Here is a 25515-nt window from a genome sequence, read left to right on the forward strand (position 1 = left end):
AAAATTTGATAATCCAAACGGAGGAATTCCCAAACTTCATACACAAGAAAGGACAGCCAAGGATGAATTCCTGAAGAAGGTTTTCAAAAATGAATAGTCAAAGAAAAGAACCATTCAGCCTGAAAACAGTTTCAGCACTCAGAAACAACATTACCCGCTCTCAAAAATAAAAGCACAAAACAGAAAAATGGAAATCCCATGAATCTTCTTCGGAATACATACGGCAATACCACACTGATGATAGACAAGACTAAGAACAGACTGGGAAAGGCAGCCTGGCATGATTTTACAGCCTCCCAAGAGGTCATCAGACTTCTTCCAAAGCTAAATAGAATTATTAAAAAAACACAGAAAAATAACAATAAAGATGACATATGGAGTGATTATACTCTATCATCCTCATATGTCATCTGTTTTTTAAAAGGCATTTACTGAATATCCTTAATAAAAAAATAAACCCTACTCGCAAAGAATGAGTCTTCGCTTTCATATCATTCGAATAAGTATGTCCCATTACATAAGTTTCCACATTTGCCTTTTGAAAATTCAACGCATAACCCACATACACATTCTTACATACATTCAGGCCAAGGTTAAATTCACAACATACGCCTCCATAATCGTTTTCTATATGGTATCCATATCCTGCATCCAAAGCCACATAACCCGACATATTTTTATAGAAACAAGGAGACGTACCTCTAATACCCGTCATAGCCTGCAATAACGTATGAGTCCATAATTCATCAAAATAATCTGTCCCTACCATCGCCTTCACTCCAATAGCATCCCAAGACAAATAAGGCAAGAAATTCCTCTGATAACGCACTCCTAAATCAAAGATTCCATTAGCTCCTTTCGCCGAGCCTATCCCTAAATCAATAGCCACACGGTTTTTCTTAAAATCATCTTCATACAGTTTTTGTGCACTTACGGTAACTGAGATGGAAAATATAGCCATCCATAAACATATAATCTTCTTCATCTGTCTTATTTTATTTAAACATAGTAATATTAATTCTTGCGTTTACTCCTTTCCCTCCACTCGACAAATACACATCCATCGTCGAACTGATTCTGCCAGTCAACCCCTCCCCTTCTCTCAATCCATAACTTCTGACGGACCTTAGAAAAACATACCGTTTTTTCATAACATCTTTTTTTATGCTTATAGCCTCCCCAGATTTAGCGGACAAAATAAAAAGGCATGGGAGTCTGTACTATGCTCATCCCGCATTCAGGCTCTCGCATTGCCCACCAACAAGGATAAGCAACGCAGCCAGCCCACGCCCTGGAATAATATACAGAGTATCGTGCACAGAACATGCACGACACTTGACACTACACCAAAAGTGGGCGTTTCCGTTGCCTTATCTTCCTGTTGGTTCAAACTTGCGAGATTCGAATGCAGAAGATAACGTTCGTAAACGCCTTTCTCATAAATAAAAATTCTATGCATCACGCCTGATTTTTCATAGAACACCACAAATATAAAGAGAGAAATCAAAAATTCAAAAAAAAGAGTCGTCTATCTATATAAATACTCCTTTATATAAAAAATCCGGCCATCGAGATACAAACTCGATGGCCGGACTTTCCATTAATTCCATCAATACCATACCACCGGCTTATCGCCCATCAGGAAGGTCAGCTCACCTCCCTTCATGATATCGGCATATCCTATCCAGGATTTTTTGTACTCTTTTCCGTTCAGGAGCACACCCTGTATGTAATTGTTCTGCTGGCCCTGATCGTTCCGCTTGATGACAAACTTGCCGCCCGGTACCGCAATTTCGACCTTCTCGAAGTTCGGATAACCAAAGACAAACTTACCTCCGGCAGGTTCCACCTGATAGAAACCGAAAGAAGAAAGCACATACCACGCCGACATCTGACCCACGTCTTCGTTGCCCGACAATCCGTCCGGCTGGTCGGTGTACATGGTATGCAGAATTTCTTTCACCCGCTCGGCGGTCTTCCATGGCTGTCCTACCATTGTATATAAATAGGTGATGTGGTGGCTAGGTTCGTTGCCATGTGCATACTGCCCAATCAGACCGCTAATATCCGGAGAAGATGCTTCTCCCATGTCACCTTCAGCGAGGAACAGAGAATCCAGTTTGTGGACAAAAGCCTCCTTACTGCCGAAGCATTCCACCAGTCCCTCTACATCCTGCGGCACCAGCCAAGTGTACTGCCAGGCATTTCCTTCACAATAGTCATCGTCTCTGTGCGCCGATGCATACGGACTGAAAGGCGTACGCCAGGAACCATCGCTCAACTTGCCTCTCATGAAGCCGGTAGCAGCATCAAAATATTTCTTATACGACTTGCTGCGCTCCAGGAAGTAGGCATAATCCTCCTGCTTGCCCAAACGGCGGGCAGCCTGCGCCACCGCCCAATCGGCAATGGCATATTCCATATCGTAAGCAATGGCTTCCGTCATCTTATCGGCCGGAATGAATCCGTACTGGATTCGATATTCCATACCACGTTCCGGCAGCATGGACGATTCCTTCAACGCCTTGAACGCCAGCTCCGAATCAAAGCCCTTGATGTCCTTCAGAATGGCATCTGCCACTACCGGCACTCCCGGATTGCCCACCATACAGTTGGTCTCGCAACCCATCAGGTGCCATACCGGCAACTTGCCCTGCTGCTCATAAATATGCAGCATCGTGTTGATGATGTCGCTCATCCGTTCCGGCTGGAGAATAGTCATCAAAGGCTGTGCAGCCCGATAAGTATCCCAAAGAGAGAAAGTGGTGTAATTCTTGAAACCCTTTCCGTGGTGTATTTGCTTGTCGGCTCCATAATAATCGCCGTTCACATCACAAAATTCTGAGGGAGCAAACAGGGTGTGATACAGGCTGGTATAGAAAATCTTCTTGGACACTGCATCCTGTGTGGAGACCTTGACCTTGTTCAGCTCCTTGTTCCAGGCAGCCTTGGCATCGGCCACAGTCTGCTCAAAATCCCAGCCACTAAGCTCCGTCTGCATGTTCAACTGGGCCCCCTCTTCGGATGTAGGCGAAAGGGCCACCTTCATGTAAATCGGTGCCGGATTTCCTGCCGGGAAATTCACCCGGGCAAACAGCTGGGCTCCCTGGCCCATATTGCCTTCCTTGACTGAATCATTGACAATGAAGGCTACACTGTCGAACTTCCGCGAGAACTCGGCCCGGAAGAAAATACGCTGGTCGTCGGCCCATCCCTTGGAATAACGGTAACCGCTCAGTGTGCTGTCGTTGACTACCCGAATCACCGCATCCGTAGTCTTGTCCCAGCAACCTCCGTTCACCATATCGAACACAATGGCCGGACTCTCCTTTTCAGGGAAGGTATATTTATGGAATCCCACCCGCTTGGTGGCTGTCAGTTCCACGTCCACATTGTATCTTGACAGATGCGTACGATAGTAACCCGGGGTGACCACCTCTTTCGAACGGTCGGAATATGACCAGAGACCGGTTTCATACGACGTGGTATCGCCGCGTGCATAAGTCACTTCGCCCACCACCGGCATCACGTTGATATCATGCAAATCGCCGATACCCGTACCGCTCAGGTGCGTATGAGGGAACCCGATGACTGTAGAGTCCGATTCATGATAACCCGACACCCAGTCCCACGACTGAGGGATGCTGGTCGGGCCCAACTGTACGAAGCCATAAGGCACATTCGCCCCGAAAAACACATGTCCGTGTCCACCGGTACCGATGCGGGGGTCTACAAACTGCGTCAAGTCTTCCATTTCCTGTTTCTCCTGATTACCTCCACAAGAAACCAAACACAAAGACAAGACCGGAACAAAGAATAATGATTTTTTATCCATGGTTTTAAATTTAATATAATTCAAGGTCAATAATTTCCTTCTCTCGAAAAAGAATAAGGGGCATCTTCCCGCGCGATACCTCTTTTTTCGTTCGGCAAGTTACTCATTTCTATTTGTATTTTAGCACCTTTCATCAAATCTTTATGAGAAAAATAATTATGTGTATAAGTTTTTCCATTCATTTCCAAATTCTTAATGTACAGATTCTCCTCACTGTTCAACGGAGCCTCTATCGTCACGTCCTTTCCGTTCTCCAGGTGAATGATTGCCTTCTTAAACAAAGGAGCCCCTATCACATACTGGTTGCTTCCCGGGCAAACGGGATAAAATCCCAGTGCAGAGAACACATACCAAGCCGAAGTCTGGCCGTTGTCCTCATCACCGCAATATCCATCCGGCGCAGGCGAGTACATCCGGTTCATCACCTGCCGCAACCAATACTGAGCCTTCCAGGGCTGTTTGGCATAATTATACAGGTAAATCATGTGCTGGATAGGCTGGTTGCCATGGGCGTAATTCCCCATGTTCATCACGGTCATTTCCCGAATTTCATGAATGACAAAACCATAATAGCTGTCATCAAATACGGGCGGAACGGCAAACACAGAATCGAGCATCGTCACAAACATCTTGTCTCCCCCCATCAGGTCAATCAGTCCCTGAGGGTCGTGAAATACCGACCAGGTGTAATGCCAGCTGTTTCCTTCGGTAAAAGCATCCCCCCATTTGAGTGGAGAGAAAGGCGCCATGAAAGTGCCGTCCTTTTTCTTTCCCCGCATCAGCCTGGTTTCCGGATCAAACAGATTTTTATAGTTCAAGGCCCGACGGGCAAACAAGTCGATTTCCGCTTTCGGACGCTTCAGTTCCTTGGCCAGCTGATAGATACACCAGTCATCATAGGCATATTCCAGCGTACGGGCCGCATTCTCATGGATGTGTACATCACAGGGCACATAGCCTAACTGGTTGTAATATTCATATCCCAGCCGTCCGGTAGAAGAGACTTCCGGATGTACGTTGTTTGTGCCGTGCAGCAATCCCTCGTACAAGGTCTGCAGGTCGTCCACCTTGACCCCTTTCATATACGCGTCTACCAGCACTGAAGCCGAATTATTGCCTACCATGCATCCGCGATGTCCGGGACTGGCCCATTCCGGGAAGAAACCGCTTTCCTTATAAGTATTGAGCAAGCCTTCCTGTATTTCCTTGTTCACAGAAGGATAAGCCAGATTCAGCAACGGAAACAGACAGCGGAACGTATCCCAAAAACCGGTATCCGTGTACATATACCCCGGCAGCACCTGCCCGTTGTAGGGACTGTAGTGTACCACCTGCCCACGAGCATCTATCTCATAGAACTTGCGGGGGAACAGCAACGAGCGATACAGGCAGGAATAAAACGTGCGGTACTGGTCCAGATTCCCTCCGTCCACTTCAATTCTGCCCAGCATCTCATTCCAGGCCGACTTTCCTTCTTCGACCAACACCTCCAGGCTGTCATCGCCCAGTTCCTTCAGGTTTTCCAAGGCCTGCTCCACACTGATAAACGAAGAAGCCACCCGTGCATGCACCTTTTCCCCCTTCCGGGTAGAAAACCCGATAATGGCTCCTGCATGGTTTGCCTCCTGTTCTGTTTTATCTACCGAGATACAGCTATCGGCAACCGTCGCCTTGTACGTAAAAGGCTTATCGAATTCGATGACGAAATAATTTTTGAAATTCTCCGGTACTCCCCCACTGTTTTTGGTGGAATAACCGATGATGCGGTTGTTCGCTGCCTCAATCTTTACGTATGAGCCCTGATCAAACGCATCAATCACCACATAAGAATGTGCATTTTCAGGGAAAGTGAAGCGGAACAACGCAGACCGTTCCGTGGGCACCAGTTCCGTCACCACATCGTGCTCGGCCAGATACACCTTATAATAATATGGCTTGGCCTCTTCCCCCCTGTGCGAGAACCAGCTGGCACGCTGGTCTTCCTCGAATACAGGCTTTCCGACCACCGGCATAAGGGCAAACTGGCCATAGTCGTTAATCCACGGACTGGGCTGATGCGTCTGCTTGAAGCCCCGGATTCGGGTGGCCGTGTACATGTACTGCCATCCATCTCCCATTTTCCCGGTTTGCGGAGTCCAGAAATTCATTCCCCACGGGCGGGCAATGGCCGGATAGGTATTTCCAGCAGAAAACTCATAAGTGGACTGTGTACCCATCAATGGATTCACATAATCGGCATAGTTCGTGGCCTGGCTGAAAAGGGCTACGAACAGTATCATCATTAACAAAACTAATTTCTTCATTCTAAATTTCCAATCTAACATTTTCCATTAATACCAGATATGTCCGGGTTCCTTGCACATTTCCAGTTCCAGCGTAGCCCCCGACATAATCTGCTCGTGCGTGATGAAACTCTGATGATAAGGCTTTCCGTCCAACTTGACCGCACGGATATACCGGTTTTCCTTGCTCAGGTTCTCTGCCTTCACGGTAAAGATTTTCCCGTTCGAAAGCTTTAACTCCACTTTCTTGAATTTCGGTTTGCCTATCTCATACTGGCCGGATACCGGATTCACCGGATAAAATCCCATGGCACTGAACACATACCATGCCGACATCTGTCCGCAGTCCTCGTTCCCGCACAATCCTGCCGGGATATCGAGGTAAAGTTCATCCATGATCTGCGACACATATTGCTGCGTCTTCCAGGGCTGGTTCACCTTGTTGAACAAATAAGCCACATGATGGCTCGGCTCGTTGCCATGCGCATACTGTCCGATCATGCCTGTGCTGAAAATAGGCAGGTCTTCCCCCTCCGTCGGATGAAAGGTGAACATGCTGTCCAGTTTCTCGGCAAAGCGTGCTTTTCCACCCACCAGCGCGATGAGTCCATCGATGTCATGCTGCACAGACCAGAAATAATGCCAGGCGTTGCTTTCGCAAATATGCGGGGTATAGTCCTCCGCCCGGAAATCCGGAATAAAATTCCCCTTGTCGTCTTTCGGCTGCATGAACGAAGTAGCCGGGTTGTACAGGTTCCGATAATTCTGCGAACGGGCATAGAACGTATCGGCCACGTCCTTGCGTCCCATCCTGGCGGCCATCTCCGCAATGCAGAAATCATCGAACGCATATTCCAGCGTCCGCGACAGCGACCAGTCGTCCGAATTGTATTTATCCGTCACATTATAAGGCACATACCCCAGCTGCTTGTAAAGACCGATGCCCCGGTATTCATCCAGATTGGCCGTATGCACACAAGCCTCCAGGGCCTTTTCCGCCTCAAAATCACCGATACCTTTCAGGTAAGCGTCCACAATGACCGGCACCGCATGATAACCAATCATCATGTCGGTCTCGCTTCCATAGAAGTTCCACACCGGCAGACGTCCGTTCTGCTCATAAAATGCCAGAAACGACTTGACCATGTCATTGGTCCGTTCCGGCTGGGTATAAGTGAACAGCGGATGCGACGCCCGGAACGTATCCCACAATGAAAACGTGCTGTAATTGGTCCATCCGGCGGCCTGATGCACCTGTCCGTCCGGTCCGTAATATTTTCCGTCCACATCCGAATAAATGGTAGGCGCCAGCATGCTGTGATAGAATGCCGTATAGAAGATGGCCTTCTCTTTCCTGTCGTCCGACTGCACCCGGATTTTCGCCAGTTCTCTGTTCCATTTCTCCCGGGCCTGCCCACGGTATTTCTCGAAATCATTTTCCGGCGCCTCTGCCTGCAGGTTCTTCGCAGCCCCCTCCATGCTGACACCCGAAAGGGCCGTGGTCACCACCACCTGCTCCCCTTTCCGTGTGGAAAAATCGAAACGCGCCACGTAGGCTGTCCCCATCTTGTGGTCGTTGTGCAAGATAGGCGTAGTATCCAGCTGTATCTTCTCAAAAGGTACCGAGAAACGGGTCTGGAAAAACACTTTCTGGTTGCGGGCCCACCCGTCGGAAAAACGGTAGCCCCGGATGGTCACAGAATCCACCACCTCCACATAACTGTCTTGCGTGGCGTCCCAGTTCATCGCTTTCTTCAAGTTCAGGATAATGGCCGACTGAGCTTCCGGAAACGTGTAACGCTGGATGCCGCAACGCTCCGTGGCTGTCAGCTCCACCTTGATTCCGTAATCTTCCAGAAAAACCTGATAATAACCCGCCGACGCACTTTCCTGCTCGTGCGAGAACTTGGAATGTATGCCCAACGGAGGCGCCGCCTCTACGTAGGGCAAGGTGACAGGCATAAAAGAAATGTCATACAAATCGCCTGCGCCGGTACCCGAAAGGTGTGTATGACTGAATCCGGCAATGGTGCTGTCCGGATAATAATACCCCGCAATCCGGTCCCAGCCCGGCAAACCGTTGTCCGGACTCAACTGTACCATACCGAACGGTACCTGTGCTCCCGGATACGTATTCCCTGTAAAATCGGTTCCGATAAAAGGATTTACATACTGTGTCAAATCTTCCCCCGTAGAAACAGCAGGAGGTGCACACCCCCACGTCAGACTGACTAACCCCACTAACGCCCAAAATGATTTTTTCATACTATGATTCTTTCTAAGTGGCTAAAAGATAAACAAATCTACTAAATCGGCTCGAGAAATCCCACAAAGGAAGCCTAAAAAACAATTTTTGAAATCACGCCTGCACATTCTCTCAAAGGCCCCTATCCATTCTCTGTTTCGCACTGCGGGATTTATATCTCACAGTGTGGGATATGTATTTCACACTGTGGTTTTTGTATCCCACACTGTGGGACAGAGAAATTACCGGGACAGAAACCATTATGCACCAGCAGAAAATAGACTACTCTTTCCATCGCCTGTTTTTATACCTCCTTACTGCTTTTTCTCACAGGATAATAAAAGAATATGATCACTTGAAAAATTTGTATAAAAGCCCCGAAGAAACAAGGTATTTTCTTAATACATGTTATAAAACACATTTTCTGCTTGCAGATTTCTCCAAAAGCCTTACCTTTGCAATGTGTTTTTCATAGTATTAGATTTAAGGTTAACAAAAGGTTGGAGTTCAGCGGAACTCCTTTTTTTATGTCCATACCCCACCACATTCTTTTTCTTACCATACCAATCACCTTCCGATAAACAATTTCCACCACTAAATCACAAGAAGAAAGAGTCTGCAAACCGAAGAAAAGCGTAACTTTGTCTCCCTATGGAAGAAAATAAGAAAGTCTTATTGGGAATGAGTGGCGGTACCGACAGCTCGGTAGCTGCCTTGCTTTTGCAGGATGCCGGATATGAAGTGACCGGTATCACGTTCCGTTTTTATGAGAAAGACGGGAACACGGAATACCTGGACGATGCACGCGAACTATGCCAAACTTTAGGAATTCCTCACCTGGTATACGACGCACGAGACATCTTCCAGGAAAAAATCATACGCTATTTCATTCAAGAATATATGGCCGGACGGACACCGGTTCCCTGTACGTTGTGCAACAACTACCTGAAATGGCCGTTACTGGCACAAGTGGCCGACGAACGAGGTATTTATCACCTGGCCACAGGACATTACGTCAATAAACGGAATATAAACGGTTACTGGCACATCACCTGTGGAAAAGATACCGACAAAGACCAGTCTTTCTTCCTGTGGGGCCTCCCACAATCTATTCTGAAGCGGATGTGCCTGCCCATGAGCGAACTGACCAAAACCCGGGTACGCGAAATTGCTGCCGCACGCGGATTCCTGAAAGCCGCCCGGAAGCGCGACAGCCTGGGTGTATGTTTCTGCCCCATGGATTACCGCTCTTTTCTCAAGACACATGTACCGGAAGGAAGCATTTCTCCCGGTCATTTTTACGATGAACAGGGGCACTACCTCGGGAAACATAAAGGATATCCCTTCTATACCATCGGACAACGGAGAGGACTGGGCATCCATTTGAACAAAGCGCTCTTTGTGAAAGAGATTATCCCTCCAGAAAATAAGGTGATTATCAGCGATAACCTGCAAGCACTGGAAAAGAACGAGATGTTTCTCACGCACTGGAATCTTGTGAACGCTGACACTGTACTTGGGCACGATGACGTCATTGTCAAGATACGTTACCGGAAACAAGCCAACCGGTGCACCGTCAGCCAGCTGGACGACGGAAGATTACATATCCAGCTGCACGAGCCGCTGGCTTCCATCGCCAGCGGACAGGCAGCCGCATTCTACCGAGGAGATGTGGTGTTAGGAGGAGGAATTATTGAATAATCAGGCATCCTTCTCCCTGCATTTTCCAAAGAAATAGTCGGTCAGGAAACGGGCATTCTTCTTGACCGGTTCCCGCCCCTGCTCCTCGCCTTGCAGACTATTCAGACCGGCATCCGGCAACATACCGGCATCTTGCAGAGCACAACTCAAGTCATACGGAATCACCTCCGGATTCAAGAGGAACAAAATGGCCTTCTTCTGTGCCTCCTTCAAATCATAAAACTTGTTTTCCGGTGAAGAGATGCATTCGCACAAACGCATCTGGATATGAATACCGGTATGTGAAGAAACCATCAGTACCAGTCCGTGCTGTGCATCCATCTTCGGCATCTGTATTCCTTCTTTTTCCTTGTACTCCATTTTCTGGAAAAGGAAATCCCGCACTTCTTCCTCCGACTGGCAGAACACAAACTGTTTGCCCCCGGATGCTTTTATAAAAGCATCGTAGGTTTGCCGGATATCTTCACGTTTCGCAGCTCTCTGTGCAATTTCTTCCTTCATCTTGTCCTCATAATCAGAAATCACCAGTGTGCCGTCCTGCCACCACGTACCGCCATATTGTACCAGCCGGCAACCAAGCACCGTCATTCCTTCCTTGCGATTTTTCAAAGAATTCAGGTTCAAAGAATCTTTGCGAATACGCAATTGCCCTTCTTCTTTTCCTGACAAGTCTTTTACAAAAAGAGAATCCTCGTCTTCTCCTTCATACAGGAACAAGCCTTGAGGGGTAACTTTTATTTCTGCCCAAGATGCCGTTTCGGGATGCTTCTTCCCGATCAATGCCAACCAATCTACAGAAGTCAACGAAAGCAAATGTTTTCTTCCTTCGAACAAGATGTTCTGTTTGACATCATACTCCAGAATTCCGGGATTCACATTTCCCATACGCGTCACCGTAGCTACCACTTGCTGGAATTCACTCCGATTCTCAAATCCGGTATAGCTGCAGAAGTGGAACCACTCCAGTACATTGCGATAACGCTGGTAATCATTTGCTCCAAAAGGTTCCCCATACAGCATTTCCTGCAAACGGGTATTCTCCGGTGCCACCTCATACTCTTCCGACAAATAATCGTAGAGTTGTTGAGCCACTTCCGCGATACCCGGATTTTCCGGATTCAGCACACCACCTTTCAGCTTCTCTAAGGACTGGAAATAATGCCACAACAGGAACCGCAACTCTTCCGGATTCACTTCTCCCGGATAATATTCCTTTTCTTCTTCCGGCGTCATAAAAGGTACCGGCTGGCCATACCGCTTACGACATTCTTCGCTAAATGCCTCCCAGATTCCGATCTGTGAAATGACATCCTGAAACCAAAGGGTCAAATAGATAGCAATGCCACGCAATGAATGCTCGGGGTAACGTTCTCCTACCATACCCACCAAACATTCGGCAATGTTGTTAGCTACTTTTACATAATATATGTCGATTTCATCTTGCCGCTCGTAGGGCTGAAACAACATCCATTCTTTTACATATATCTTCTTCATATTAGATTAGGATTTAAACTCCAGGACACAAAAGTAAAATAATTATGAGAATGAACAAATCCTTTCCACTGAACTTATTTGTAATCCACAAGTTATTCACAGCATGTGAATAACTATAATACACTGAAAACTAGCAAAAAGAGAAAGTTACAGAAAATCTTTCCACATGGATTTCAACAAGAAATCAACCACCCTGTTCATATCTATATATGCACAAAAAAATCCTGTCAAAGCACTTCAACTGCTCTGACAGGATTCACCCTTATTCTATTCGTGAGAATTAAATTACTCTTTCCGTTTTGCCTTCAGTTCCTCTGCCGGCACCATACGATACAGACGGTCACTCGGACGGATACGACCAGGTACCTTGAATGATACATGTACTCCTTTCTTCACTACATCCACCGGCTTCAGGTCTACCCGGGCTTCTTCCAGCGTGACATACATGGCTCCGGTAGTCGGACCGGTAATCAGAAGCTTGTCGCCCACCTTGATTTCAGCCGCTTCAATCAGAAACTCAGCTACCCCGATATTGGAGAAATATTTGATACCCCGTCCGGCATATACCTTGCGCTCCGTAGCTTCCGAACCGTAGTTCTTGCTCCATTCGCCCAGACGCTGTCCCAAATAATAACCATTCCAGAAACCCCGGTTAAACACGGTTTTCAGGCGTGTATCCCAGTCGGCCACCTTCTCGTCGGAGAACGTACCGTCGAGATACGACTGGATGGCTTCCTTGTAACATTCTACGACTGTACGCACGTACTCAGGACCACGGGCACGGCCTTCAATCTTGAACACCCGGACACCGGCTTCAATCATCTCGTCCATGAAATGAATGGTCTTCAAATCTTTCGGCGACATGATGTACTGGTTGTCTACTTCCAGTTCAATATCGCTTTCCTTATCCTTTACAATATAAGCCCGGCGACATACCTGCATACAGGCACCCCGGTTGGCCGACGCGTTCTGCTCGTTCAAGCTCAGGTAACATTTTCCGGAAACCGCCATGCACAAAGCTCCATGACAGAACATTTCAATACGGACCAGGTTGCCCATCGGTCCCTTAATCTGCTGTTCCTGGATGGCATCATATATCTTGCGCACCTGCTTGAGGTTCAACTCGCGCGCCAGCACCACCACATCGGCAAAGCGGGAATAAAACTTCAGCGCCTCCGCATTGCTGATGTTCAGCTGGGTAGAAAGATGAACCTCCTGCCCTACCTCGTTACAGTAAGCCATCACAGCCACATCGGCTGCAATGACGGCGCTGATACCGGCTTCTTTGGCTGCATCCACAATCTTACGCATCAGTGCAATGTCCTCGTCGTAGATGATAGTATTGATGGTCAGGTAACTCTTCACTCCATGTTCCTCGCACACCTTGGCAATCTCACGCAAATCTTCTATGGTAAAAGTGCTCGCCGAACGCGCACGCATGTTCAAACTCTCAATGCCGAAATAGATGGAATCGGCTCCGGCATGAAGGGCAGCTGCCAACGACTCGCGCGAGCCTACAGGTGCCATGATTTCAAAATCTTTGATTGTATAACTCATTTCCACTATTATGATATTACCGCGCAAAGGTAGCGTTTTTTCGGGATATAATAAAATTTCACTACCTTTGCGCGACAATATCAAGCCAATGAAAATTAGGAACATAGATTTAGGAGAAAAGCCAGTGTTGCTGGCCCCGATGGAAGATGTCACCGACCCTGCTTTCCGCCTCATGTGCAAGCAGTTTGGTGCCGACATGGTGTACACGGAATTCGTATCGAGCGACGCCTTGATCCGTTCGGTCGGAAAAACGATGCTGAAACTGAACATCAGCGAGAAGGAACGCCCGGTAGCCATCCAGATTTACGGAAAAGATACAGAAACCATGGTAGAAGCCGCCCGCATCGTGGAACAGGCACAGCCTGATATTCTGGACTTGAACTTCGGATGTCCGGTGAAACGGGTAGCCGGCAAGGGAGCCGGTTCGGGACTGTTGCAGAACGTACCCAAGATGCTGGAGATTACCCGTGCCGTAGTCGATGCCGTCAAGATTCCAGTCACCGTCAAAACCCGTTTGGGCTGGGATGCGGAGCACAAGATTATCGTGGAACTGGCGGAACAGTTGCAGGATTGCGGCATCGAGGCGCTGACCATTCATGGACGTACCCGCGCCCAAATGTATACGGGAGAAGCCGACTGGACACTCATCGGTGAAGTCAAGAAGAATCCGAGAATGCGCATCCCTATCATTGGCAACGGCGACATCACCACGCCTCAACGAGCCAAAGAATGTTTCGACCGCTACGGGGTGGATGCCATCATGATTGGACGGGCCAGTTTCGGACGTCCCTGGATTTTCAAGGAAGTAAAACATTATCTGGAGACTGGAGAAGAACTTCCGCCCCTTTCGTTCAAATGGCGGATGGATGTCTTGCGTCAGGAAGTACTCGACAGTGTGAACCTGCTGGATGAACGCAGAGGCATCCTGCACGTGCGCCGTCACCTGGCCGCTTCTCCCCTGTTCAAAGGAATTCCTAATTTCAAGGATACCCGCATCGCCATGCTGCGTGCAGAAACACTTCAAGAGCTGAACGCCATCCTGGATCACATTGAGAATACATTCGGTAAGGAAGAATAAACTCCTTACCGACCTTTCCTTAATACATGATACGTTTGAAAACGGGCGAAATGAACCAGCGCTTGTACATCAGCGTCGCTAACTGATACACAAAAAATGCTGTAATCAATCCCACGAGGGAATCAATCAGGTAGTGCGCCTGAATGTAGACTGTGGCGCAGCACAGCAACACATAGAACGGGAACAGAATGTAGGCTAATTTCCGGTTTACACGCCAGGCCATAATCATCACAATCGTTGAGATTCCCACATGTGAACTGGGGAAAGCGGCCGTAGGACGTTCACCCACTTCCTGTGAGGCTTCTACCAGATTATAGAAGAATCCGTGTTCATATCCCGGCCCAGGAAGCAAGAAAGTATTGTCATTAAAATAATCTCCTATTGCAGGAAAATCACAAGCGTTTACTTTATCCATTCCAATGGCTGGGAAATAGAATTGCGGTCCGGCCACCGGCACCAGAATATAGAACAGGTAGTAAATGAAGAAAGAGGTGACCAACACAAAACAGATTTTCTCAAACCACTCAAACCGGGTCAGAAAGTAATACACCACCACAATCAGCATCATGGGATAATAAAAGAAGTAACCCATATTGAACGGCTCACTGAACCATACCGAGGGGCACAGCTTGCTGAATTCCACGGAGGGCTGGCAATGGAAAATAGCCTGCTCGGCAGAGGCAAACAGATAGTCCAGGTTCGGAAACAAACGGTTGAACTCAAACGTATCCGGATACCAGTAAGCCAATAGCGACATCTGCACCACCATGCGGACGAAGGCCGTCAGCCGACAGGGAAACGCCTGATACAAATGAATCAGTACGAACGTCAGTACCACAATACCCAGACGTTCCAGCAACATCGTCCCTGGATGATCCATCCGGGGATAGAGCAACAAAATCAAAATGGTAGTCAGGGCATTATAAATCAAGCTGATGCTTTCTACTGCAAACAGTCCCTTCCCACTTTCTACTCGTTCAAATAACTTCAGTTCTATAGCCATCCTTCTTTCTTATACCAGGCAATTATTTCTTTTACACCTCTTTCCAACGGATATTGAGGTACATATCCCAATTCTTTTTCCAGCGGGGAAATGTCACATCTCCAGTTCCGCTGTTTCATGATACGATACTTGTCACAGTTTAATGTACTGACTTTCCGAGTCAGCCGTCCGATATTCTCCGCTACGAAAGAAATGGCTTTCAGAAGAAACAACGGACATACAAAACGAACCATCCACGGATTGCCCAGCTCCTTCCGAATCAAATCGGAAAACGTACGGCTGTTGTATACGCGGCCGTCACTCACGAAATAAGCCCGGTCTGTGACCTGTTTTTCAATGGCTAGGTAAATGGCCTGTACCAAATCTTTTACAAAGACAAACGTGATGTCCTGGCGCTTGAAGCCTGCCGCAAAATCCACATGCTGCTGAATGGATTTGGCCATCAGGAAATAATCGTGTTCCCGAGGGCCGTACACACCTGTCGGACGAAATATCACATACGGAAAGCCTGACAAGGATTTCAAGTATTCCTCCGTATGAAGCTTGCTCAATCCATACGCCGTATTCGGACGAGGCGTATCTTTCTCACAAATGGGAGTGTAATCTTTTTCACGTATCGGGCCAAATATACTTAACGAACTTATGTAAATAAAGTTCACGGGAAGCATGTCCAATCGCGTCAAAGTCTCAATAAAATGCCGCGTAGCCCAGTAATTTCCGATTTCAAAATCGGCCTTGTCCAGGCATTTCGTCACGCCGGCACAATGAATGATGTAATCCCACTTCCCGTACAAGCGTTTCTGCTCCTCCAGCTGACCGGCTAAACGATCGGAATCAGTAAAGTCCAGCACTGCAAAACGAATCCGTGCATCCTGCAAATATTTCCGGCTACTGGTTTTTCGCACACCGGCCCACACCTGATAACCTCGTTCCAAGGCTCCTTCCACCAGGAAACTGCCAATAAACCCACTGGCACCTGTCACTAAAACTTTCTTCTCCATACTTTTACTTTTCGGGTTCTGCATGGATACTGATATACGTATTCGCCCCAAAGGCCTCCCGCAATTTCCTTTCAATGGCCGTTACCTTTTCATGTGCTTCACGCAGCGGAATATTTCCATCCATACGTACATGCATATCCATCGCATAATGACTTCCTATGCGACGGGTACACAAATGATGCGGTTGTGACACGCCGTCTACCGACAAGACAATCTTGGTAATCTCCTGTTCGATTTCATCTGGAAGAGAGCGTTCCAGCAATTCATCCACGCACGACTTGAGTTGCTTGACAGCCACCTGTACAATAAAGACACTGACAATTACCGCAGCCAACGGGTCGAGCACACGCCAGTTATCACCCAATAGAATAGCTCCTCCGATACCAATGGCCGTACCAATGGATGAAAACGCATCACTCCGGTGATGCCATGCATTGGCAATGACCGCCGGACTGTTATAACGTTTCCCGACAATGCGGGTATAATGGAACAAGATTTCCTTGGATACAATGGAGATGATAGCTGCTACCAAGGCAATCCAGCCGGGTGACTGTAAAGTTTCTCCTCTAAAGACACGTACAATCGACTCCACACCACTCCAGCAAATGCCTACTCCCACAGCCAGCAAAGCCGCTCCAATTAGTAAAGTAGCCAGCGTTTCATACTTACCATGTCCATAATCATGGTCCTTATCTTCCGGCTTACTGGAAATACGGACGAACACGATTACAATCAAATCGGTAATCAAATCCGACAAAGAATGGACTGCATCGGCAATCATGGCCGCACTCTTGCCCCAGAAACCTGCCGCAAACTTACAGGCCACCAAAAGAATATTCACCAAGCTCCCTACCAGGGTCACTTTGTAAATCTCACGTTCGCGAACGGATGATTCAACTTCATTCATATCAGACTTTGTAATAAGAACGCGGCAAAGATAATAGTTTTTCAGCATCTTAACAGAAAAATCCTCGTTTATTCCACGGAATTTGCTTTCTTTGTATATCAAACATACCGGTCACTGAGAGAGTGCCGGTTTCTAAAATCTAAACAACATGGCTAAGAAGAAAAAAGAAAAAAAAGGCGGAAAACACCTGAAGAAAAAAGAGCTCGTAGAAATGCTGCTCAGTTATTTCCGCACAAAGCCGAATGAAGCATTCAGCCTCAAGCAGTTGTTTCAAGCTCTAAAACTCACGACCCATCCGGGAAAAATGCTCTGTATCGATGTCATAGAGGAAATGGTGGAAGACAATTTCCTGATTGAAGTCGAAAAAGGGCGCTATAAAATCAATGACAAAGGACAAATCCTGACGGGTACTTTCCAGCGGAAAAGCAACGGAAAGAACTCCTTTATTCCTGACGATGGCGGAGAACCGATTTTCATTGCAGAACGCAATTCCGCGCATGCCATGAACAACGACAAGGTCAAAATCTCCTTGTGTGCCAAATGTAAGAAACGTCAGGTGGAAGGGCAAGTCATCGAAATTCTGGAACATGCCAACGAAACGTTTGTCGGTGTACTGAAAGTATCGAAGAACTATGCCTTCCTGCTGACGGAAGCCAACACGCTGGCCAACGACATCTTCATCCCGAAAGACAAGCTGAAAGGCGGAAAAGATGGCGACAAAGCAGTAGTCCGTATCACGGAATGGCCGGAAGAGGCAAAGAACCCGTTTGGAGAGGTCATCGACATTTTAGGAAAGGCTGGCGACAATACCACTGAAATGCATGCCATCCTGGCCGAATACGGATTGCCTTACACTTATCCGCAGGCGGTAGAAGCGGCTGCCGAAAAGTTGTCGGCTGAAATCACGCCAGAAGACTATGCCGAACGTGAAGATTTCCGCGATGTAGTGACCTTTACCATCGACCCGAAAGACGCCAAGGACTTCGATGATGCCCTGTCTATCCGTAACCTGAAACCGGGATTGTGGGAGGTAGGAGTTCACATCGCCGATGTATCGCATTATGTGAAAGAAGGAAGCATCATCGACAAGGAAGCAGTAAAGCGTGCCACTTCTGTCTATCTGGTCGACCGCACCATCCCGATGCTGCCGGAACGGTTGTGTAACTTCATCTGCTCTCTGCGACCAGACGAGGAAAAACTGGCTTACTCTGTCATCTTCGACATGAACGACAAGGCTGAAGTGAAGAATTTCCGTATCCGCCACACTGTCATCAAGTCCAACCGCCGCTTCACATACGAAGAGGCACAGCAGATTATTGAAACGGGAGAAGGCGATTACAAGGAGGAAATTCTGGAACTAAATCGCTTGGCACAAATCCTGCGAGAAAAACGAATGAGTGCCGGATCCATCAACTTCGACCGCTGTGAGGTGAAATTTGAAATTGACGAGAACGGAAAACCGCTCAGCGTGTATTTCAAGGTTTCCAAGGAAGCCAACAAGCTGATTGAGGAATTCATGTTGCTGGCGAACCGTACCGTAGCCGAATACGTCGGGAAGGTACCTAAGAATAAGAAGCCGAAGGTATTCCCTTATCGTATCCACGACCTTCCAGACCCAGACAAGCTGGACAACCTGAACCAGTTCATCGCCCGCTTCGGCTACAAAATCCGTACAGGTGGCAGCAAAGTGGAAGTTTCCAAGTCACTCAACCACCTGCTCACGGAAATCAACGGCAAGAAGGAACAGAATCTGATTGAAACGGTGTCTCTGCGCGCCATGCAGAAGGCCCGTTACTCCATCTACAACATCGGACACTACGGACTGGGATTTGATTACTACACCCACTTCACCTCTCCTATCCGCCGTTATCCGGACCTGATGGTACATCGTCTGCTCACCCGTTACTTGGCAGGAGGACGAAGTGCTCAAGCCGACAAATATGAAACTTTGTGTGAACACAGTTCGGCTATGGAACAGACAGCCGCCAGTGCAGAACGTGCTTCCGTAAAATACAAGCAAGTGGAATTCATGGGCGACCGCATCGGACAGGTTTACGATGGAGTCATTTCTGGAGTGACCGAATGGGGTCTCTATGTGGAAATCAACGAAAACAAATGCGAGGGCATGATTGCCATGCGGGATTTGGGCAACGACTTCTACGAGTTTGACGAAAAGAACTACTGTCTCATCGGACGTCGCCATCACCAGAAGTTCAGTCTCGGCGACCCGATTAAGATTAAAGTGGCCCGTGCCAACCTCGCCAAGAAACAATTGGATTTTGTATTGGCTGAAGCTTAACGGATATCCACATCCGTTTACCTTATAAAAATCTCCCCGTTCTTCTTAAAAACCTCAGTCATGTCTGAGAAGAACGGGGATTCTTATTATTTCACTCTGCGGTTCAACTGGTTATTCGCTTTTTCCGGACGAGATTTCCCTACCCGTTTCCCACTCGCCTTTTTCTTATTATTTTGCTTCGCTTTGAAAGCAAAAGGATTCTTTTTGTTCACAACCATACTGCACTGATTTTTCTACAAAAATAGGATTTTATTGGTTTCATCACAAAATATCGTTACTTTTGTCCATTATCAAAATGAAAACTCCATGAGTCCAACTGATTACACGCATATATTGACAAAGGCCGTTGACGAACTTTCCGACAACCAATCCTACCGGGGACTGTTCCATCAGCACCGGGAAGGAGAACCACTCCCTTCGGGAAAATCACTGGAACGGATTGTGGAACTGGCACGCGCCATCCTCTTTCCCGGCTATTTCGGTAACTCGACCATCAACAGCCAAACCATCAACTATCACATCGGGGTCAATATCGAAGAACTGTTTTCCCTGCTGATTGAACAAATACAAGCCGGATTGTGCTTCGGTGTGGAAAACGAGGGACAATGTAACTGTCAATCTCCTTGCCGGGCTACAGCTACCCAACTGGCAGCAGAATTCATCAGTCGCCTACCGGAAATCCGCCGCATTCTGGCCACCGACGTAGAGGCTGCCTACTACGGTGACCCTGCCGCCACGTGCTTTGGGGAAATCATCTGCTGCTATCCGGTTATCCGAGCCGTGACCAACTACCGGATTGCCCATGAACTTTACCGGCTCAATGTTCCTCTCATTCCACGAATCATCACCGAGATGGCCCATTCCGAAACAGGTATCGACATCCATCCGGGTGCCCAAATCGGACACCACTTTACCATTGACCACGGCACGGGTGTAGTCATCGGGGCAACCTGTATTATCGGTAACCACGTAAAGTTGTATCAGGGAGTAACCTTGGGAGCCAAAAGTTTTCCCTGCGACGAGCAAGGCAATCCCATCAAGGGTATCCCTCGCCATCCGATACTGGAAGACAATGTGATAGTCTATTCCAACGCCACCATCCTGGGACGCATCACCATAGGTGAAGGCGCTACCATCGGCGGTAACATCTGGGTGACGGAAAGCGTACCCGCAGGTGCCCGCATCGTACAACGGAAGAGCAAAGAAAACAAAGGATAAAGCCCCGTCCAAGCACCGTTTTTTTCCACTTGAGAAATTCACAAAATAACGTCCGCAGCTTCAGGAAGAAATCTCCGGAAACTGCGGATGTCTAATTTAGCAAGGCTTGAAATATATTAGAAAGCCTTGTGATAAAGCGCTTCGATTTCTTCTACCGAAGTCGGACGCGGATTACCTCCGGTACAGACATCATTGAACGCATCGATGGCCAGCTGGTGCAAATCACCCTCTTTCACTCCAATCTCATGCAACTTCTGTGGAATGCCGATGCTCAAAGAAAGCTTGCGGACCGCCTCTACAGCAGCTTTTACCCCTTCCGCCTCACTCATGTCGGTGGTATCCACTCCCATGGCTTTAGCAATGTCCATGTATTTAGGTGCAGCCGGAGATTCTGCATTGTATTCCATGACATAAGGCAACAGCAATGCATTGGCTACTCCATGCGGAGTGTCATAGTGTGCCCCCAAGGGATGTGCCATGGAATGAACAATCCCAAGTCCAACATTGCTGAACCCCATTCCGGCAATGTACTGTGCTTGTGACATAGCCTCACGAGCTACCGGATCACTACCATTGTCGACCGCAGCCTTTAAATGTTTGGCAATCATTTCAATGGCCTTCAGTTCAAACATGTCCGACATCACCCAGGCTCCCGGAGTGATATAACTTTCGATGGCATGGGTCAAAGCATCCATCCCTGTGGCTGCCGTCAGTCCCTTCGGCATGGAATACATCAGTTCAGGGTCAACGATAGCTACCGATGGAATATCATTCGGGTCTACACACACCATTTTCTTGGTAGCCGCCTCATCGATAATCACATAATTAATCGTTACCTCGGCAGCCGTTCCAGCTGTAGTAGGAAGAGCAAAAGTCGGCACTGCTTTGTGACGCGTATTGGCTACTCCTTCCAACGAACGTACATCCGCAAAATCCGGATTATTTACTACGATACCGATACCTTTGGCAGTATCAATGGAAGAACCGCCACCCAGTGCCACAATGAAATCAGCTCCGGAAGCTTTAAAAGCGGTCACCCCATGCTGCACATTGGCAATGGTCGGATTCGCCTTCACATCATTGTATATTTCGTAAGGAATACCTGCCTTTTCGAACACTTCAATCACCTTATCGGCTACATGAAAACGAATCAGGTCTTTGTCTGTCACAAAAAAAGCTTTCTTAAAACCTCTGCGAGCAGCTTCCGTGGCAATTGCTTCACGACATCCGGCTCCAAAATAAGAGGTCTCGTTCAAAATCATTCTGTACATAGATTTACGGTTTAAAAGGTTAAACTGAAATTTATCCGGAAGCCTGGAACCTTAGTTAAATTCCAAACTTATACCAGAAATATAAATGTTTAAATCGGCCATAAAGCTACAAAAATTCCCTTGGTAAAGGCAAAGGTTTTCACAGTTTTTCCTTTTCTTTTTCATCTGATACACTCAAGCCCATCTTCTTAATAAAATTCATGGTATAACCTGAACCACCCACTGATAAGTACCCGACAACACTTCTGCCCGGAGCATACCCTCCTGCCACATCACTTCCTTCACCCCATTTTTTCCTGCCTGCAAGACACGACCGTTTTCCGTCACCTTGTCGGCCGAGGCAGCCGGCAAATAAAGTGTGGCACTCGTATTAGCCGGAATAGTGAATGAATACCTCACTTCCCCGTCTTTCACTTCCCACGCACTTTCTATCCGTCCGTATAAGGAGTCATAATGCCCACGGGCAAACGTCATCTGCCCGGTCGGGTCCACCCGCGGAGACAACACAAAATGCTTGAATCCCGGATGATTTTCATCCCGCATAATTCCCAGTGAATAGGCATACATCCAGGCCCCTACGGCCCCGAACGAATAATGGTTGAACGAGTTCATCCGGTTGTTCTCGCCAAACCCATCCACATGAGTATACGAATTCAGTCGTTCCCAAATGGTTGTAGCTCCCTGTTCCACGGAATACAGCCACGAAGGGTAAGTGGTCTGCTGCAACAGCCGGTAGGCCACGTCATCATAGCCATTGTCCGAAAGCGCTTTGCTGATCCAGGCCGTCCCGATGAATCCCGTCATCAGAGAATAAGCCGGATACGTCTTTCCGTCGTCACCCACATTTTCCCGCCGAACCGTTTGGGCGAGATGGGCTGCAAACTCTTCCCGAAGCTCCGGCGGAACCAGGCCGAACGCCAGCGGAAGCACGTACGAAGTCTGTATGTCTACCCGCTTCCCTTTTTCGGGTCCGTCGGCTCCGGAAGAAATCGTCTGGGCCGTCGCCTTATCTACATACGTACGCAGGAAGAAATCCTTCCGTTTCTGATACAAATCCGCATACCTCCGTGCCTCACTTTCCTTTCCCAATATCCTGGACACTTTCACCATGATATCCAAGTCGTACAAGAAATAAGCTTCCCACATCAGCGTTTTGTCGTTCTTGTTGTCCTCCGGCCCCAGCCAGTCGCCCAGATTCCCCCACACCTTCTCCTGCTCCAAGATACCTGTTTCCGGGTTGATGGTCTTTGCCAGTATATAATCGATGTAACGGCCCATCGCCGCATAGTGTTCCGCCAGCAAGGTCTTGTCGCCGTACTGCTGGTACACTTCCCAAGGCACCGTGATGCCCGCGCTACCCCACAACAGGCCCCCAAAGCCTACGCCCAGCGGAGCCACATCGGGGAAACGTCCGTCTTCCCGCTGCACATCACGCATGGCCTGCAAATAACGGCGAAGGAATTGCGGCACATCGGCCAGATAAGTCGCCGTCCGAGAGAAGACCGAGATATCCCCCGCCCAACCCAAACGTTCGTTCCGCTGCGGACAGTCGGTCGGGATGGAGAAGAAGTTGGCATAAGTCGACCACACGATGTTGTGCCACAGCTGATTCACTTTCTCATTCGAGGTTTCATACTGAGAAGCAAGCCCGTCAATCGAGCTCAGTACCGTACCCTTCACACTTTCCAAAGGCAAAGCCTTGTCAATGCCCGTAATCTCGACATACCGATAGCCGTGATAGGTGAACCTCGGTGCAATCGTTTCCTCCCCTCCCTTGGTGATGTATTTATCCTGCGCCATCGCCGCACGGATATTCTCCAGCATAATCATTCCCTCGTTGCCGGCATAACGCGGCAGGTCCGGATATTTCACCTCGGCATAACGCAGGTTGATTTCCCGACCCGCTTCCATGCCGCGAAGTGTGATTTCAGGCACTCCCACCATGTTTTGTCCCATGTCGTACACGAAGATACCCGGCCGTACTTCTTCCACCGACCGAGCCATCAGTTGCTGAATGGCCCGTACCGTCTGGCCATACTGGGCTTTCAGGTGAAAATCCGAATAATCGTTCACTTTCGGCACGTTTCCTCCTCCCTCCTGACTGACATGGTTTTCCAGCGTCACTTCCACCGCCGGCTTCCACGCCGAGTCGTCATAACCCGGCCGAGACCATCCGACGATTGCTTGTTCCTTTCGGGCGTCATAGACTTCTCCCTGAAAGAAACTGCCATACACCACCGGTCCCTGATTGAAATACTTCCATGTGTCCGGCGAAGTGACCACCGCCTGCTGCCGTCCATCCTCGTACGTCACCACCAGTTGGGCCAGCAACGACTGACGGTCGCCGAAGAAATTCCAGTTTTCTCCGGCATAAGTGGCACCTCCGCTCCACCATCCTTCGGCCAGCACCGCACCCAATGCATTCTTCCCGGCTTGTACCAACTGCGTCACGTCGTACACCTGATACAGATGTGTTTTATTATACTGTGTTACGCCCGGATTGAAATAATCCTTTCCTACCCGTTGCCCGTTGAGATACATCTCATAAATACCGCGGGAGGTGACATACAGCCGTGCTTTCTTGATTTTATTGGAGGAAGTCGCAAACTCCGTACGCAACATCGGCATGGAATTGCGGCTCGGGTCTTGCACATACCATTTTCTCACCCCTTCCAATCGGGACGCATCCAATGTTACGGAAGTCAGTCGGTTTTCCGGACTCCTGAAATTACGGATCTCTGTTTTCACCCCCGAAAAGCCCTTCGCATCCTCCAAGGCAAAGCCCACCTCACCCACTACGGGAAAGGCAATGAAATCACCTCCTTGTCCCAAAGGATTCACATTCACTTCCCCTAACTCCACGTCTCCTTTTTTCAGGGTCGTGAAGCCCAAGTTGGAATACAGAGAAAAAGTATGCGCCTGATACTGGTTTCCGGCATTCAACACGTCATTCGGTATCAAAAAAGATTTCAACGGTACGGAGGGTTTGTCATCAGGCTGATAACCCGCACGATAAAGATGTATCCATGCGTTTCCGCCTCCTTTCAGCGGCGTCAAGTCAAACTCTACCTTTATATAAGAAGCATCCTTTCCATTGGAAAGATGATACAGGTTCTTGTTCGCATCCATCAACCGCTCGTCATTCGCTCCATACACAAAGGCTATCTTACGGGATACGGCCTGCTCCTTCATCTGGAAAGAAAAATCCAAGCGGAACACAGGCAGATAGGGTGAATAAAGTACCATATCCTCGTCGCCACCCCCAATCCAGCGGGCTCCGTGCCAGCCATTCGCCTCGTGGTCTGTCAGCAGACTGGTTTCAAACCAGGACATTCCTTCCTGCACCTTCCCCTGATTGTTCCATACCTTTACCTGCCACGTATAACGGGTCGTCGGCTGCAAAGCTTCTCCCTGGTATACTACCTGCTGGGACGCATCTCCTGCCACCTTTCCGGAATCCCATACCCGCTTTCCAGCCTCATCCTGCACAATCAGCTGATAGGCCGTCTGATAGATTCCCCTTTCCTGCGGAGTAGCCGTCAGTTGCCAGCCAAACCTCGGGGCTGGAGTATCTATACCAAGAGGAGTCTCGGCCAGTTCTACGGTCATCCCTGCCAAAGAGGG

The 25515-nt window shown here is 48.3% G+C and carries 15 protein-coding genes and 1 pseudogene; 5 read left to right on the forward strand and 11 right to left on the reverse strand.

Features of this window, described 5'->3' with window-relative positions:
• Positions 1 to 49 precede the first annotated feature (49 nt).
• A pseudogene (locus H6A28_RS15085) lies at positions 50 to 276 on the forward strand (DDE transposase); the annotation flags it as partial.
• A 130-nt stretch (positions 277 to 406) separates the two neighbouring features.
• Here H6A28_RS15085 and H6A28_RS05710 read toward each other — a convergent pair.
• The 4 genes from H6A28_RS05710 to H6A28_RS05725 all read right to left on the reverse strand — a co-directional run bounded on the left by H6A28_RS05710 (position 407) and on the right by H6A28_RS05725 (position 8382).
• Complete coding sequence (locus tag H6A28_RS05710; protein WP_204479292.1) at positions 407 to 985, reverse strand: hypothetical protein; 579 nt, start codon at positions 983 to 985, stop codon at positions 407 to 409.
• A 624-nt stretch (positions 986 to 1609) separates the two neighbouring features.
• Positions 1610 to 3835 (reverse strand): GH92 family glycosyl hydrolase, encoded by a 2226-nt coding sequence (locus H6A28_RS05715; RefSeq protein WP_204479294.1) that lies wholly within the window; start codon positions 3833 to 3835, stop codon positions 1610 to 1612.
• A gap of 26 nt (positions 3836 to 3861) precedes the next feature.
• Positions 3862 to 6138 (reverse strand): GH92 family glycosyl hydrolase, encoded by a 2277-nt coding sequence (locus H6A28_RS05720; protein ID WP_204479296.1) that lies wholly within the window; start codon positions 6136 to 6138, stop codon positions 3862 to 3864.
• A 27-nt stretch (positions 6139 to 6165) separates the two neighbouring features.
• Positions 6166 to 8382, reverse strand: a complete 2217-nt coding sequence (locus H6A28_RS05725) for a GH92 family glycosyl hydrolase (protein ID WP_204479298.1) — start codon at positions 8380 to 8382, stop codon at positions 6166 to 6168.
• A 631-nt stretch (positions 8383 to 9013) separates the two neighbouring features.
• Here H6A28_RS05725 and mnmA point away from each other — a divergent pair.
• Positions 9014 to 10063 (forward strand): tRNA 2-thiouridine(34) synthase MnmA, encoded by a 1050-nt coding sequence (mnmA, locus tag H6A28_RS05730; protein ID WP_204479300.1) that lies wholly within the window; start codon positions 9014 to 9016, stop codon positions 10061 to 10063.
• Here the strand turns inward: mnmA and H6A28_RS05735 are convergent, their stop codons facing one another.
• Positions 10064 to 11557 (reverse strand): DUF3843 family protein, encoded by a 1494-nt coding sequence (locus tag H6A28_RS05735; RefSeq protein WP_204479302.1) that lies wholly within the window; start codon positions 11555 to 11557, stop codon positions 10064 to 10066. It abuts the gene before it with no gap.
• Positions 11558 to 11842: 285 nt separating this feature from the next.
• Positions 11843 to 13114, reverse strand: a complete 1272-nt coding sequence (locus H6A28_RS05740; protein WP_204476285.1) for a peptidase U32 family protein — start codon at positions 13112 to 13114, stop codon at positions 11843 to 11845.
• An 88-nt stretch (positions 13115 to 13202) separates the two neighbouring features.
• On the opposite strand from H6A28_RS05740, the gene dusB reads away from it, so the two are divergent.
• Positions 13203 to 14192 carry a tRNA dihydrouridine synthase DusB gene (gene dusB, locus H6A28_RS05745; RefSeq protein ID WP_204476286.1) on the forward strand — a complete coding sequence of 330 codons (990 nt, stop codon included), beginning with the start codon at positions 13203 to 13205 and terminating at the stop codon, positions 14190 to 14192.
• A 19-nt stretch (positions 14193 to 14211) separates the two neighbouring features.
• Here dusB and H6A28_RS05750 read toward each other — a convergent pair whose 3' ends face one another.
• The 3 genes from H6A28_RS05750 to H6A28_RS05760 are packed head-to-tail and all read right to left on the reverse strand — an operon-like array spanning position 14212 to position 17103.
• Positions 14212 to 15189, reverse strand: a complete 978-nt coding sequence (locus H6A28_RS05750; RefSeq protein ID WP_204476310.1) for a phosphatase PAP2 family protein — start codon at positions 15187 to 15189, stop codon at positions 14212 to 14214.
• The gene (locus H6A28_RS05755; RefSeq protein ID WP_204476287.1) at positions 15186 to 16196 is read right to left on the reverse strand and encodes an NAD-dependent epimerase/dehydratase family protein; all 1011 of its coding nucleotides are present in this window, start codon (positions 16194 to 16196) and stop codon (positions 15186 to 15188) included. The genes H6A28_RS05750 and H6A28_RS05755 overlap by 4 nt, the downstream gene beginning before the upstream one ends.
• A 4-nt stretch (positions 16197 to 16200) precedes the next feature.
• On the reverse strand, positions 16201 to 17103 hold the full coding sequence (locus tag H6A28_RS05760; protein WP_204479304.1) for a cation diffusion facilitator family transporter: 903 nt from the start codon (positions 17101 to 17103) through the stop codon (positions 16201 to 16203).
• A gap of 148 nt (positions 17104 to 17251) precedes the next feature.
• On the opposite strand from H6A28_RS05760, the gene rnr reads away from it, so the two are divergent.
• Both rnr and H6A28_RS05770 read left to right on the forward strand, forming a co-directional pair.
• Positions 17252 to 19402: a ribonuclease R gene (gene rnr, locus H6A28_RS05765; RefSeq protein ID WP_204476289.1), complete on the forward strand. Its 2151-nt coding sequence runs from the start codon at positions 17252 to 17254 to the stop codon at positions 19400 to 19402.
• A 306-nt stretch (positions 19403 to 19708) separates the two neighbouring features.
• A complete protein-coding gene (locus H6A28_RS05770; protein ID WP_204476290.1) occupies positions 19709 to 20620 on the forward strand; it encodes a serine O-acetyltransferase in 912 nt (303 codons plus the stop codon).
• A 116-nt stretch (positions 20621 to 20736) separates the two neighbouring features.
• On the opposite strand, the gene fucO is transcribed toward H6A28_RS05770, so the two are convergent.
• Complete coding sequence (gene fucO, locus H6A28_RS05775) at positions 20737 to 21891, reverse strand: lactaldehyde reductase (protein ID WP_204479306.1); 1155 nt, start codon at positions 21889 to 21891, stop codon at positions 20737 to 20739.
• A 198-nt stretch (positions 21892 to 22089) separates the two neighbouring features.
• Entirely contained in the window at positions 22090 to 25500 is a 3411-nt protein-coding gene (locus tag H6A28_RS05780) for an alpha-L-rhamnosidase (RefSeq protein ID WP_239465277.1), read from the reverse strand.
• Between the last annotated feature and the right edge of the window lie 15 nt (positions 25501 to 25515).

This window comes from Bacteroides mediterraneensis (assembly GCF_016900355.1).
Taxonomy (GTDB): domain Bacteria; phylum Bacteroidota; class Bacteroidia; order Bacteroidales; family Bacteroidaceae; genus Phocaeicola.

Excerpts from the sequence above, each read along its gene's own strand:
- fucO (WP_204479306.1), bottom strand. The coding sequence starts at position 21,891 with ATGTACAGAATGATTTTGAACGAGACCTCTTATTTTGGAGCCGGATGT.
- H6A28_RS05780 (WP_239465277.1), bottom strand. The coding sequence starts at position 25,500 with ATGACCGTAGAACTGGCCGAGACTCCTCTTGGTATAGATACTCCAGCC.
- H6A28_RS05770 (WP_204476290.1), top strand. The coding sequence starts at position 19,709 with ATGAGTCCAACTGATTACACGCATATATTGACAAAGGCCGTTGACGAA.
- rnr (WP_204476289.1), top strand. The coding sequence starts at position 17,252 with ATGGCTAAGAAGAAAAAAGAAAAAAAAGGCGGAAAACACCTGAAGAAA.
- H6A28_RS05725 (WP_204479298.1), bottom strand. The coding sequence starts at position 8,382 with ATGAAAAAATCATTTTGGGCGTTAGTGGGGTTAGTCAGTCTGACGTGG.
- H6A28_RS05710 (WP_204479292.1), bottom strand. The coding sequence starts at position 985 with ATGAAGAAGATTATATGTTTATGGATGGCTATATTTTCCATCTCAGTT.
- H6A28_RS05755 (WP_204476287.1), bottom strand. The coding sequence starts at position 16,196 with ATGGAGAAGAAAGTTTTAGTGACAGGTGCCAGTGGGTTTATTGGCAGT.
- H6A28_RS05740 (WP_204476285.1), bottom strand. The coding sequence starts at position 13,114 with ATGAGTTATACAATCAAAGATTTTGAAATCATGGCACCTGTAGGCTCG.
- dusB (WP_204476286.1), top strand. The coding sequence starts at position 13,203 with ATGAAAATTAGGAACATAGATTTAGGAGAAAAGCCAGTGTTGCTGGCC.
- H6A28_RS05760 (WP_204479304.1), bottom strand. The coding sequence starts at position 17,103 with ATGAATGAAGTTGAATCATCCGTTCGCGAACGTGAGATTTACAAAGTG.
- mnmA (WP_204479300.1), top strand. The coding sequence starts at position 9,014 with ATGGAAGAAAATAAGAAAGTCTTATTGGGAATGAGTGGCGGTACCGAC.
- H6A28_RS05720 (WP_204479296.1), bottom strand. The coding sequence starts at position 6,138 with ATGAAGAAATTAGTTTTGTTAATGATGATACTGTTCGTAGCCCTTTTC.
- H6A28_RS05735 (WP_204479302.1), bottom strand. The coding sequence starts at position 11,557 with ATGAAGAAGATATATGTAAAAGAATGGATGTTGTTTCAGCCCTACGAG.
- H6A28_RS05715 (WP_204479294.1), bottom strand. The coding sequence starts at position 3,835 with ATGGATAAAAAATCATTATTCTTTGTTCCGGTCTTGTCTTTGTGTTTG.